The organism is Microbulbifer sp. ABF4_148, from assembly GCF_056158985.1.
Genome location: NZ_JBSWUI010000001.1, coordinates 631,953 through 645,281 on the forward strand (window position 1 = coordinate 631,953; position 13,329 = coordinate 645,281).

The 13,329-nt window shown below is 57.5% G+C and carries 7 protein-coding genes; all 7 read left to right on the plus strand.

The window, feature by feature from the left end; translation table 11 throughout:
- Positions 1 to 97 precede the first annotated feature (97 nt).
- The 7 genes from ACXAD0_RS02700 to ACXAD0_RS02730 all read left to right on the plus strand — a co-directional run bounded on the left by ACXAD0_RS02700 (position 98) and on the right by ACXAD0_RS02730 (position 13,303).
- The gene (locus tag ACXAD0_RS02700) at positions 98 to 877 is read left to right on the plus strand and encodes a DeoR/GlpR family DNA-binding transcription regulator (RefSeq protein ID WP_475086802.1); all 780 of its coding nucleotides are present in this window, start codon (positions 98 to 100) and stop codon (positions 875 to 877) included.
- Positions 878 to 900: 23 nt separating this feature from the next.
- Entirely contained in the window at positions 901 to 2,730 is a 1,830-nt protein-coding gene (gene glmS, locus ACXAD0_RS02705) for a glutamine--fructose-6-phosphate transaminase (isomerizing) (protein WP_475086803.1), read from the plus strand.
- Between the two features lie 135 nt (positions 2,731 to 2,865).
- Positions 2,866 to 3,279 (plus strand): DUF1330 domain-containing protein, encoded by a 414-nt coding sequence (locus tag ACXAD0_RS02710; RefSeq protein ID WP_475086804.1) that lies wholly within the window; start codon positions 2,866 to 2,868, stop codon positions 3,277 to 3,279.
- Between the two features lie 318 nt (positions 3,280 to 3,597).
- Entirely contained in the window at positions 3,598 to 4,833 is a 1,236-nt protein-coding gene (locus ACXAD0_RS02715; RefSeq protein WP_475086805.1) for a helix-turn-helix domain-containing protein, read from the plus strand.
- 896 nt (positions 4,834 to 5,729) lie between these two features.
- Entirely contained in the window at positions 5,730 to 9,344 is a 3,615-nt protein-coding gene (locus tag ACXAD0_RS02720; protein WP_475086806.1) for a di-heme oxidoredictase family protein, read from the plus strand.
- 262 nt (positions 9,345 to 9,606) lie between these two features.
- Positions 9,607 to 11,646, plus strand: coding sequence for a hypothetical protein (locus tag ACXAD0_RS02725; protein WP_475086807.1), 2,040 nt, complete (start codon positions 9,607 to 9,609; stop codon positions 11,644 to 11,646).
- A 220-nt stretch (positions 11,647 to 11,866) separates the two neighbouring features.
- Positions 11,867 to 13,303 carry a prolyl hydroxylase family protein gene (locus tag ACXAD0_RS02730; RefSeq protein WP_475086808.1) on the plus strand — a complete coding sequence of 479 codons (1,437 nt, stop codon included), beginning with the start codon at positions 11,867 to 11,869 and terminating at the stop codon, positions 13,301 to 13,303.
- Positions 13,304 to 13,329 lie beyond the last annotated feature (26 nt).

The following is a 13,329-nucleotide window of genomic DNA, read 5'->3' on the forward strand; positions in this document are numbered from 1 at the left end:
GTACACAAATTGGCAAAATATTCGCCAACTTACCTTTCAGATTGCTACACTTAACTTTCGAAACGAAACTTATATCGATCGAATCGAAATTAAAGTTATGTCCAAGCGCAACACGCAGCAGCGCCGTCACCAGATCCTGTCCCTGCTGAACACTCGCGGTGAAGTCAGCGTCGAGCAGATGGCGCGGGAGTTTGATACCTCCGAAGTCACCATTCGCAAGGATCTGTCGGCGATGGAGGCGCATGGACTGTTGCTGCGTCGCCGCGGCGGCGCCATTCCCCTGCCCCGCGAGTTGGTGCACGAAGCAGTGCCCGACGAAGTAAAGCGCGCGATCGGCGTTGCCGCCGCGCGGTTGATCCCCGACCACCATCGTATAGTGATCGATTATGGGCGGACAACGGCGGCGATCATCCCCGAACTGAACCAAAAACGCGGTTTAGTGGTGATGACCAATTCCCTGCATGTGGCCAATGCACTGCGCGAGCTGGAAAACGAGCCCACCTTACTGATGAGCGGTGGTACCTGGGATCCGCACTTCGAGGCGTTTCAGGGGCAGGTCGCCGAGCAGGCACTGCGCGGCTATGACTTTGACCAGGCGTTTATTGGCGCCGATGGCATCGATCTGGATCGTGGCACTTGCACCTTCAACGAACAGATCGGGCTTTCCCGGGTCATGGCAGAGGTCGCCCGTGAAGTCATTGTGCTGGCGGAATCGAGCAAGGTGGGCCGTCGGATCCCCAACCAGGAATTACCGTGGGAGCAGATCAATACGCTGGTTACCGACAGCGGTCTGGATCCTCATATTTGTCAACAGATCGAGCAGAAAGGCGTACGCGTCGTCTGCGCCGAAGTTAGTGCTCACGCACTGGCTGAATAAGAGTTTGCAAGGAGAAACACAAGATGTGTGGCATTGTCGGGGCGCTGGCCCAACGCAACGTGACGGAAATATTGCTGGAAGGCCTGCGGCGTCTGGAATATCGCGGTTACGATTCCGCCGGTGTGTGCCTGCTGGACGACGCCGGTCACCTGCAGTTGCGCAAAACCCAGGGTAAGGTCGCTGATCTGGAGCAATTGCTCGCGGCCAATCGTGCTGCGGGTCGGCTCGGGATTGCCCACACCCGTTGGGCCACCCACGGCGAGCCGTCCGATACCAATTCCCATCCGCATGTGTCCGGCAACTTTGCCCTGGTGCACAACGGCATCATTGAAAACTACCAGAGCCTGCGCGAACAGCTGCGCGCAAAAGGTTATGAATTCCAGTCCGACACCGACACAGAAGTTGTGGTCCATCTGATTCACGATCTGGCCAATGCCGGCCGCACCCTGCTGGATGCCGTCACCGAGGCCACCCACCAGCTGGAGGGGGCCTATGCCCTCGGTGTCATTAGTGCGGCGGAGCCAGAAGTGCTGGTGTGCGCGCGATCCGGCAGTCCGCTGGTAGTTGGGGTCGGTATCGAGGAAAACTTTATTGCCTCTGACCCGATGGCGCTGCGTCAGGTAACGGATCGCTTTATTTTCCTCGAGGAAGGTGATGTTGCCGAGATTACCGCCGGCGGTATTGCGGTGTTTGATCGCCAGGGTGACGAAGTCAGCCGGCCGGTGCACAAACTCGAAGGCGGCCACGACGCGGCGGACAAGGGGCGTTACCGCCACTATATGCAGAAAGAGATTTTCGAGCAGCCGGAAGTGGTGCAGGCGACCCTAGCCGGTCGAATTGGCACGGAGTCGGTGTTGGCGGAAGCCCTGGGTACGCGCGCGCATCAGATTCTGCCGCAGGTACAGCAGGTACAGATTGTCGCCTGTGGCACCAGTTACCATGCCGGCCTGGTCGCCCGTTACTGGCTGGAAGATTGGGCGGGAGTCCCCTGCGCTGTCGAAGTCGCCAGCGAAATTCGCTATCGCAAAACCGCGGTCCGCCCCGGTACCCTGTTTGTCACCATTTCCCAGTCCGGCGAGACTGCCGACACGCTTGCCGCCCTGCGTCAGGCCAAGGAGCTCGGCTACCTAGCCTCCATGACCATCTGCAACGTCCCCAACAGCTCACTGGTACGGGAATCGGAACTGTCCCTGATGACCGAGGCGGGTCCGGAAATTGGCGTGGCCTCCACCAAGGCCTTTACCACTCAGCTGGTAGCACTGCAGCTATTCTGTATGGCCCTCGCCAAGGCCAACGGTATGAGCGCCGAACGGGAGGCGGAGCTGGTACGCGCGCTGCACCAGTTGCCGGCGCTGATGGAGGAGTTCACGGCACTGGATCGTCTGGTGCAGCGCACCAGCGAGGCGTTTGCGGAAAAACACCACGCACTGTTTCTCGGTCGCGGTGTGGAGTACCCGATTGCCCTCGAGGGTGCGCTCAAGCTGAAGGAAATCTCCTATATCCATGCCGAAGCCTATCCGGCGGGCGAATTGAAGCATGGCCCTCTCGCGCTGGTGGACTCTGACATGCCGGTGGTTGTGGTCGCCCCGAATGACGAGTTACTGGAAAAGCTGAAATCCAATTTGCAGGAGGTGCGCGCCCGCGGTGGTGAACTGTTTGTGTTCGCCAGCCCCAGTGCGGGCTTCACCAGTGAGCCGGGTGTCACGGTCGTCGAAGTCCCGGATGCGCCAAAGAGCTTGTCCCCGATTCTCTACACGGTGCCGTTGCAACTGCTCTCTTACCACGTCGCCCTGTTGAAAGGCACCGATGTGGATCAGCCGCGTAACCTGGCCAAGTCGGTCACCGTGGAGTAACGGTACACCCGCCCGGAGATTCGCGAGGACGGATCTCCCGGGCGTATATTTTCGCGGTTGATCGCATCTATATTGACCGCACTCGCGTCTAATTGGCACTTTTCACCCAAAGACGCGTTAAGAGAAGAACAATCGATGAAATTCAAAGCCGTAATTGTGGCCGCCGCACTCACCAGCCTCGGTGGCTGTGTTTCCATCAACGTGACCGAAACCGGCGAGGATGGGTATTCCAGCGACTGCAATCGCACCGCCTACCTGGTCCAAACCGGCTCCCTGCGCAATGCCGATGCGCTGGTGGATTATCGGGAGGCGCATGCCTATCAGGCCGACCACTTTGATGGCCGCGTGCTCACGCAGCAACGTCCCACAGAAGTATTAGATGGCGCGATGTCTGGCAGCGAAGTGATGATGCTGACCAAGTTCCCCTGTTTGCGCAAGGCGCGTGAATTCTGGGCAAGCAGCCAAAACTCCGGACTGGCAGAGGTCCGCGAGCAAGCTGGAGACCTCACTGTCGCCATCTATGAGCGCGGCCTGTATGTGAACTTCTAGAGCCTAGCGCTACCTTTCACTGCATTTCCTCCCGGGGGTAACGTAATGGCGAGTGCTGTTCCGTTACCCTGCTCGCTCCGACTACGCGGGTTCCCGCAAGACACTCTTTCTACATGACGATCTCATCAACAGAGGTCACGTTGCCTGTGCCGGCATGCGGTCGGTGCTAACCGAATTAGGGTACAAATCCCCGGCGAGTGCGTTACCATCAAGTTGCAATAACGATAAGAAAAGCATCGCAATAAATTACAAAAATATCGCAATATGTTGCTGGAAATATTGTCTGGTGACGGACGATAGTTTCTGGAGCGGTCGTTGATGAGTGAAATCCTGGTTGCGTTGGGCGCGCAGATTTTCAATAGCTACGACATTCTGATCACCGTCATTTTTGTCGAATCGCTGCTGTTTTCCATTTTTTACTATTACCAGAGTCGAGTGATCACCCATGTACTCACGGAGACTCGTGCGGATCACAACGAACAAAAGGAAAACCGGGCGTATAACGCAAAACTGCTGTCGCTGTTTATGCTGCTGGTCGGCTGCACCGAGCTGGTCTTCCTGCTCACCTACAATCCGATTGTCTACCGCGTTATTTTCGAGAATTTGGGTGCGTTCACTTTCTCGGTACTGGCACTGCTGTTCTATTACCCCGGTGTGTTTCTTTATCGCTATGTGACCTCACTGGTCTATCCGGGCAGGCGTGACAACCGCCTGTTTCTGTTGCCACTGGTGGTGTTTGCCGGGGCGATTTTGTTTGTGCAGCTGGGCGGCTTCGGGCCAGGACTGGCCAAGTTATTCTGGCGCCCGCATATCTTTGTTGCGACCGTGGGATTCACGCTGAATACGGTATTTGCGGCTCTGGCAATGGTGCAAATTCATCGCTACCAACAGCAGCTGCTGCATTACTTTGGCAATATCGATCCGGTAGATATCTTTTGGCTGAGAATGGTCACTGGTGGTTTCGGCATGATCTGGTTTATGGCACTGGTGCCGCCATTCCTGCCGATCGATATGTCCGATATTGTGCGGCAGATCATCATTCACGTGCCCAGCGTGATCGAGATTGTCCTCCTGACCTTTGCAGTACTGTTTGGCCTCTCCCAGAGTGTACGTATCGTCAACGTGTTACCAGCCCTCGAGGAACTGGACGAGGTGCCGGAGACAGGCGAGGGAGATAATAGGAAAGAAACTCGGATTACCCGGGAAGATCTGGCAGCTATTGAAAACCTGATGGAAAACGAAAAGCTCTACCGCAACTCCAACCTCACGGTAGAACAATTTGCTGAGGGGCTGGCCATGCCAGTCAAACAGGTTTCATTCGCGATTAATCGCCATTTTGAAAAAAACTTCTACGAATTCGTCAATCATTATCGCATTCAGGAAGCCAAACATCTGTTGCGCTACAACCGTGAGAATCGCAAATCGATTCAGGATATTTATGAAGCGGTGGGTTTCCGCAGTAAATCTTCCTTCAATACCCTGTTCAAGCGCTGGGTAGGAATGACCCCTTCCCAGTACCGCGAAAAATATGGGGACGTCGCGGTGGCGGTGTGACCTACGGGGCGCTGTCCTAACGTGGCGCCGCATATTTTTTCAATTCGAGCCTGCTTTTTCGGTCTGGACCAAGTCCTCTATCTTCCGACGCACATCATGTTCTATTGATTGCTTCAGCGACCAAATAACGAGCGCCAAGAGCAAACAGCCAATTGCCACCAATTGCAATTTGTTCTGATGTATCAATTCATTAGCCAGAGCACTTTACGCTCCCGGACTGATTGACGAATGCCGCCTTGTGAATAAAGTCGGTATCGCATGTCAATAAGGCACCGGTCAGGTACGAATAATGGTTTTTTCGCGCATGAAATTAATCGAACCTGGCCCGGACCGCTATCTGAACCAGACATTATCCACCAGTGGCAGAACAGCCACGGCGCATACCTGCTCAACGACTGCGCGTAATTGTCACCTTCGGTAACCGCCCTATCTTTCTGAAATTAAATAGTTTTCGGGTGTTTTGCAGCGGAATGAGTCACCCCGGGTAACAGCGTGTTGATTGTTGTCTGGCAGAACGACAGGTTCGAATCTTACTCGAACGGTGCCGTCTCAGTGCCATGGATCATTTCTGGTGCACGCTTTCTCGAACCCGCCTAAAAAGTACCTTTTCGATGCTTGCACGGCCAAAAAAAACTGATTGGATGAGAAATGGGAAGGGCCTGAATCCGGATTTTTTGCTGTGCGTTTGTGGCTGTCAACAGCAAAAAATTTGCGCTTGCGTTTGCCAGCAATACCGACACAAAAAAGTAGTAGCAGCCGAAAATATGAAAAAGTTGCGCTTTTTTATTACGGCAATTGGTAGCGCACAACGTCCGGATAACAGGCGACATTCTGCAAAGTGTCTAAAGAGAGAAGCGTGCGAGCGCGAGATCAACAACTCAATAAAAAGGTGTGCGATGAAACACTTTCACAAGGCAAGGCATCAACAGTGGTCCACTGTCGATGCGATGCCCAAAAATAAGTCCTGGAGACTGAGAAAAGCAGTGATGGCAGCGGGTTTTGCCTCTTTCGTCTCAGCCCCGGCATTTGCCGCGTCGGTGTGTACCGAAGATGGCAACCTGGTATTCACCGATGAAGCGATCACCGGAAACGGTGGCGTCTGGGTTGGTGGGTTTAACAATGGCAGCTGGATGTGGACCTCCGAGCTGAGCTGTTCTGTCGGGCAATGTGCAAGCACTATTGCCTACACTGGCGGCGAAGTTGAGTTTCGCCTGGAAGGTCCGGGAGTGGAAGGCTATTACTCACCACCTCAATACGGCGATATGAATCCGGCCGTGGTACCGGCAGGCTGTGCTGGCACGCCAACGCCAACGCCAACGCCAACGCCAACGCCAACGCCAACGCCAACGCCAACGCCAACGCCAACGCCAACGCCAACACCAACGCCAACTCCGACGCCAACTCCAACACCCAGTACCACGCTGCGAGAAGCGGAAGCTGCGGTACTGTCTGGTGATGCGGCCATTTACGACGATGGAGCGGCATCCGGTGGTCAGGGTGTCGCCTACATCTACACCGACGGTTCTGGTTTCAGCCTGGCCAATGTGCCGGCTTCCGGCACGATCACGGTTTACTACGCATCCGAAAACTCCGGAGTCCTGTCCCTCAAGGTTAACGGCGCGGATGCCGGCGACTTTACCTTTAGCTCCACCGGTACCTGGGTCGGCAGCTACGCCAGCACTTCGCTGGATACCGCCATTCCTGACGGGGCGACTGTAGAGATCGTGTTCGAAAATGGCGATGCCGCCATGAATGTCGACTATGTCGTGTTCAGTGGCGATGCGACGCCAACGCCGACGCCAACACCGACACCAACGCCGACACCGACGCCAACACCGACACCGACGCCAACACCGACGCCAACGCCGACACCGACACCGACGCCGACACCAACGCCGACACCAACGCCGACACCAACGCCGAGCTGTGAAGCGCCGTCCGGCGATCCGGCGGCGGAAACCGGTGAAGGGTATGAGGCCGGTCTCACGACGTCCGGCATTGCTTACCACTCGGAGCAAACCGGCGCGAGCCGCGGCTTTGCCATCTGGGGCCTGCAGGGCGATGCGCCCAACCAGGCCGGCAATCAAGTGCTGTTTACCGACTCTCAGGGCAACAGCTACTACCGCTATGAAACGGATCTGGGGTCGGTGGATGTGAACACCAGTTACACCCTGGAAATGCGCCTGCAGGGCAATGAGTTCCCCGGCGGTCAGTGTATTGCCCAGATCACCGTGCAGCCCGGTGAAGGTGTGACTGACGCGGTGTGTTACACCCCGTCAACCGGTGGTGGCGAAGCGCCGGCGCCAGCCGCACCCAAGCCGACAGTCGGCATGGTGGTGACCGATGGTGCCGCGGGTCTCGCACGCCTGGTCGGTGGAGAAGCTACTGGCAAGCAGGGTTATGCCCTGTATACGTTCGATCTCGACAGCGCTAACGTCAGTAATTGTTCCGGTGGTTGTGAAGACAACTGGCCCAAAGTGATCGTCGACGATCCTGCCGATGTGGTGGGCGCCGGTGGTGTCACCGGCAACTTCGGTACGATTGCGCGTACCTATGAAACCACCAATGAGTGCGGCGATATGGTCGAAGTCACCGATTACCAGGTGACCTATGAAGACCAGCCGCTGTACTTCTATGCCGGTGATACTTCCGCGGACACCACCGCCGGTGCAGCCCTCAACAATTGGCGTCTCGCGCAAGCGTCGCTGATTCCGCAGTTGCCGCTGGTGAAGCATCCGGCTCCTGCGCTGAAGAGCACCATCAACGGCCTGGTGCCGCGGGAAATGGGCATGGCCATCGACATTGAAGGCCGCACCCTCACCTGGCGACCCGGTTCCAATTCCAGCATGACCGGTGGTCTGATCGCGCAGTTCTCTCCCTATGGTGGTGAAGGCGCACCGCGCTCTGCCAAGGATCCGAATCTGGAGCTGTGGTGTTCCAACAACCAGATCCAGTTCCACAAGGCGGATCTGCCGGGCACCTTAACCGGTCCTTACTCTGCGGAAATCCCGGGCGCCTGCTACGGCACCTTCTACTACTTCCTGCGTTACCGCATCTACGGTACGGTGAATAACGAGCCGGAAGATAACTGGGTTTACACCGCGTTGTTCGAGTATGACGAGAACAACCCGGATGACCGTATCGACCCACGTGATCGCCCGACCGTGACTTACACCAGCGCCAACTGGCAGCGCCATGGTCACCCGCATTCCCGTGACCGTCCGGAAGAGTTCGTCTCGTTTGATGCGGCTCCGTACAACAACTCTCTGACCTCCGGTCTCGAGCGTTACACCACCACCTTTATCGACGGTGAAGGCCAGTTTGCCATTCAGCCCAACGCGAGCACTGGCCCGCTGCGGATTGAAGCCTTCGAATGGGGTGCAGGTAACTGTCAGGGGCCGCAGTACATTATCAACAGCTACCCGCTGCCGGCGAATGCGTTCGACTACGGCCAGATCATCAGTTGGGAAGCCACCTTCCCCACGGCCCAGAACAACTTCCCGGGCGGAACCTCCATCAGTTCTCAGGTGTATAACACCATGCAGAACACCACACTTGGCCAGGGCTTTACCACGGCCACCGGTGACCCGCGCCTGAATCTGGCCGGACCTGCCGGCGTGCGTATGGTCCACTCCAATGGCTGTAACCCGGTCGAGGATGAAGAACGCAACGCGCGCTTCACCCAGCAGCTGACCACGGTGCAGACTGCCGAGCAGGTGGACGAGTTCATCTGGGGCCACCATGCGTTCCACGGTCTGCCGCAGGTTTCCGGCGGTCGCCCGAATCAGACTGGCTTTGACGGCGCGGTTGCCATCACCGATGTAAACGGCACCGTGATCAAAGATGCCGGCCAGGGCTCCTGTGGAGACTGTCACTTCCGCGACGGTCGTTCGGACTTTGTGGTGAATACCGCAAAAGGTCCACTACTGGCACCGCCCACCTTCGGTGTTGGCCTGCTGCAATGGATCGAGGGTGCCGAAACCGGACTGACCTGGGATGGTTCTGTGGATACGGTGCGTGCGCAGGCAGAGTCTGCCCTGCAGGCTGACCTGGGCCTGACCCCGGTCGACATTGGTGAAACCGTGTTCGACCAGATCGTGACCTACACCGAGACCCTGCACGTACCGGTGCGGGATTACGACACCTACGTGGATCCGCAAGTGGCCGACGGTGAAGTGGCGTTCTTCGAAGCAGGTTGTGCCGGTTGTCACCAGCCGACCCAAAAAACCCGCAGCGACGCGCCGGACTGGGCCCGAGATCTCGCGATCCGCCCCTATACCGATATGAAGCTGTGGGACGTAGGTACCGGTGGTGATTTCCGTACCCCGGCGCTGTGGGCAATTGGCCAGAACGTTGAGCTGCTGGAGCGTAACGGCAAGGCCACCCTGTTCATGCATGACGGTCGCGCTACCTCTCTCGAGGGGGCCATAGATGCCCATGGCAATAGCTCCGTGCCCAGCCTGAGCAGTGAAGACAAAGCGCTAATCGTGAAGTTCCTGCGCTCTCTGTAATGCAGTACGGGTTTCTCTCCTTCGCCTCTCACAGGGTGACTTGAGAGGGAGCCGGTGTCTCGCCTTGGGCGGGATGCCGGCTTCCGGGGCGAATACTGCGGGTCCTCCCCGCAGCCCAAACCGGGAGAGATCGACAAGCACTTTGCCGATCCCGATTTTCAATAAGCCTGTCCCTGTCCGGAATGCCTCACGGCATTTCGCGGGGACCTGCACACAAAAAACTTTCAGGAAGAACCAACACGCTTGGAAAGGACTAATAACAATGAATAAAGACACAACAGCGATGCACTCAAATCACCGACGGGTGTCGTCCCCCGCCAGACGTTATCGGCGCCGCTTGCTCGCCGCGGGTATCACCTCAGTCATGGCCGGCCCTGCTTTTGGTACTTCGGTCTGCACCGACAGCGGCAACCTGGTATTTAATGACCCCAATATCACCGGCAACGGCACCATCTGGGTTGCCGGTTACAACGATGGCCAGTGGATGTGGAACGCCGACAGTAGCTGCAGTGCGGGTCAATGCGTCAGCAATATGGCGTATAGCGGTGGCCAGGTGGAATGGCGCCTTGAAGGGCCGGGTGTGGACGGCTATTACTCGCCGGCGGGCTACGGCAATATGCATCCTGCGAGCACCCCGATCGACTGTACGGTAACGCCGACCCCGACCCCGACCCCGACCCCGACCCCGACCCCGACTCCGACCCCGACCCCGACCCCGACTCCGACCCCGACCCCGACTCCAACGCCGACTCCAACGCCGACTCCAACGCCGACTCCAACGCCGACTCCAACGCCGACTCCAACGCCGACTCCGACTCCGACTCCGACGCCAACCGTCACCAAGGTCGAGGCGGAATCCGGCAGTCCCTATGGCGAAGCGCGGACTTATAACGACGGGGCCGCGTCCGGCGGTGCCGGCGTGGCCTGGATCTACACGGACGGTGCCGGTTTTGCCCTGAGCAATGTGCCGGCGTCCGATAGCCTGACGGTCACTTATGCCTCGGAGCAGTCCGGCTCCCTGTCGGTAAAAGTGAATGGTAACGATGCGGGTGATATCAACTTTACTGCCACCGGTGGCTGGACTGGAAGTTACCGCACCGCCAGTCTGTCCGCGACGATTCCCGCAGGTGCCACCGTGGACCTGCTCTGGGAAACCGGCGACAGCGCGATGAATGTCGACTTTGTCGAGTTCAGCGGTAGCGTGACTCCGACTCCGACGCCCACCCCGAGTGCCGGCAAGCCGGCGATTCCCGCCGATGGCCAGCGGTACTTTATCGTCGGGCAGGACAAGGCATCGATCGAGGGATATATGGCCCAGTCGGACCTGCCGCGCCCCAGTGGCTTCACCATGTACACCACTCTGTCCCGCGGTGAGGTGAATTATGACGGCAGCTACTGCTTCAAAGGGCTGGACGGCCTCAAGGATGTGGGTAATTTCAATTCCAGCAGTGCCAACGGATGTTTTGACAATGGCTATCGCCAGAACCACTGGGGTTCCGGTGAAATGAACATCCAGTGGTTGATCGATACCTACAGCCCAGCAGTGGTGGCGATTGGTTTGTGGTGCCCGAGCAACGACCGTATGCCATCGCTATACAACAGCGGCGCCTACGATGATCTGCTCACGGAACTGGCGGACTTCTTCAAGGCTAACGATGCGACTAGCTTCTTCCTACGTACCTGTTATGAGTTCAATGGCGATGCGGGTGGCTGGTCAGATGTGAACTTCCGCGAAACGTTCAAATACGTGCGGACTTTCCTCGACGGGCAGAACGTCACCAATGTCGCACACGTGTGGCAGTCCGATTCCTACCACGGTACCGGACGCACCACGGGCACTCTGGGTGACACTGAGCAGGGCTACTGGCCCGGCAGGCAATATGTGGATTGGGTGGGTTCGTCGCAATTCGACTCCGATGTCGGCGAAGAGGCGCAAATAGCCGAATCTGAAGGCCTGCCGCACTTTATTGCCGAGGCGACTCCGCATGGCGCGCTGTTCCATCAGTACGACTTCAAGCTGCCGTTCAACAGTACCGGCAGCAGCCCCGATGGCAGCGTCACCCTGCATAACGACCTCAACTGGTTCAACAACAAAAATGCCGAGATCCAGCGCGCTTCCACCAAGGCCTGGCATTACATCAATGCCAACTGGAGCTCGCAGCCCCAGTGGGCGAATGCGGCTGACCAGGCCGGCCAGAACTACTTCAAGTACTCCGACACCCGCGTCCAGCTGGACTCAACGGTAAAAGAGCATTTCAAGTCCATGGTCACCGAGGACAACGGCTACGTTCTCGACCAGTAAAGGGTTGTGGCGGCCCCCACTTCATGACTCGCAGGGGGTCGCGCGCCCGACTGTTTACCCCCCAGCCGTCGGCCGTCTTGGTATCGCTTGGCCGGCGGCCCCATTACAATGATGTGCAGCGCTCCCGGACAGGCCGGGAGCGTATTGTTCAGCGGCGATCTGCTGTCCTGCCGTGCCGACCCCAATAACAATAACGGCGAACCTGCGAGGTATTCCCGCGATGAAAACGGCTTTTGATGAGAGCTGGATGGCGTGGATCCAGACCAACATCCAGCGTGGCTGTGACAAGGAAGGCATGCGCCAGATTTTGCTGGAACACGAATTTTGCCCCGAGCTGGTGGCCAGCCAACTGCAGCTTCCGCCGCTTACTTCCCCACGCCAGCAAGCTGCTCCGGTGACGGTTGCCCGCCGCACCGCTGTGACTCCGGAAGCCATGGCTGAACGAGAACGTCTCAGCACCGAACTCACCGAAACGGAAGACCGGGTATGCATCCCCAATGGCGACGTCATCGATACCGATGGCAAGCTCGAGATGATCGTGCTGGATGACTTTCTCAACGCCCAGGAATGTATCGACCTGGTCAGCATTATTCGCAGCAACCTGCGCAAGTCCACGCTGACCAATGATGAAAGTGGTAGCAATACCTACCGCACCAGTCAGACGTGCGACCTTGGCCTGATCAATGATCCGTTGATCGCCGATATTGACCGTCGACTGTGCGAGGTCATCGGGATTGATGCCAGTTACTCGGAAAGCATTCAGGCGCAGTGGTATGACGTCGGGCAGCAATTCAAGGCGCATACCGATTATTTCGAACCCAATACCGAAGAGTTCGAACGCCATGCCCGCGATCGTGGCCAGCGCACCTGGACGTTTATGATTTACCTGAACAGCACCCGTGCGGGTGGCGAAACCCGCTTTGTGAATGTGGGCCGCGAATTCGCCCCAAAGCGCGGTCGCGCGGTGATCTGGAACAGCCTGCATCCGGACGGGCGCCCCAACGTCGACAGCATGCACTGGGGCATGCCCGTGCAAGACGGCTATAAGGTGATCATTACCAAGTGGTTCCGCGCCAAGGGCCAGGGACCCCAGTTCACCAAAACGCCCAACGAATATTTACCGGCGTTTACCCGCGAGGGTTTCCTCAAAAGCCAGTTGCCCACAGAACTGTTTGCGCGCATCCAGGATTTCTACCTGACCAACCGCGACCGTGCCGAGCGCGAAGCGGTGCCGGGCTTTATCGATGGTAATGGCGCAACCCATCAGGCCCCGAGTGAATTGATCCAGTTGCCGCAAGCCCTGCGTGCCGATATTCACTCCACACTGCAACCGCTCGTGGAAGCTTGGATTGGCCACTTTCTCGAGCCTACCCATGTGTTCGGTATCCGTCGCTACAACCGCGGCGCGGCCCTCAAAAATCACCGCGATCGCGGCAAGACCCATGTGGCCAGTGTCATCATCAATGTGGATCAACAGGTCGACCAGCCCTGGCCACTCACCATTGAAGACCACGACTACCGCCGCCACAAAGTATTGTTACAACCCGGTGAGATGATTTTCTACGAAGGAGCGCGCCTAACCCATGGGCGTGAAGAGCCCTTAGATGGTGAGCAGTTCTGTAATATTTTTGTGCACTTCAAGCTGCCGGAGAAATAGAAGCCACTGCGTAACATTCCCATTCT

What these genes read in the sequence shown, in the direction of transcription:
- ACXAD0_RS02720 (WP_475086806.1), top strand. Translation starts at nt 5,730, where the DNA reads ATGAAACACTTTCACAAGGCAAGGCATCAACAGTGGTCCACTGTCGAT.
- ACXAD0_RS02700 (WP_475086802.1), top strand. Translation starts at nt 98, where the DNA reads ATGTCCAAGCGCAACACGCAGCAGCGCCGTCACCAGATCCTGTCCCTG.
- glmS (WP_475086803.1), top strand. Translation starts at nt 901, where the DNA reads ATGTGTGGCATTGTCGGGGCGCTGGCCCAACGCAACGTGACGGAAATA.
- ACXAD0_RS02710 (WP_475086804.1), top strand. Translation starts at nt 2,866, where the DNA reads ATGAAATTCAAAGCCGTAATTGTGGCCGCCGCACTCACCAGCCTCGGT.
- ACXAD0_RS02725 (WP_475086807.1), top strand. Translation starts at nt 9,607, where the DNA reads ATGAATAAAGACACAACAGCGATGCACTCAAATCACCGACGGGTGTCG.
- ACXAD0_RS02730 (WP_475086808.1), top strand. Translation starts at nt 11,867, where the DNA reads ATGAAAACGGCTTTTGATGAGAGCTGGATGGCGTGGATCCAGACCAAC.
- ACXAD0_RS02715 (WP_475086805.1), top strand. Translation starts at nt 3,598, where the DNA reads ATGAGTGAAATCCTGGTTGCGTTGGGCGCGCAGATTTTCAATAGCTAC.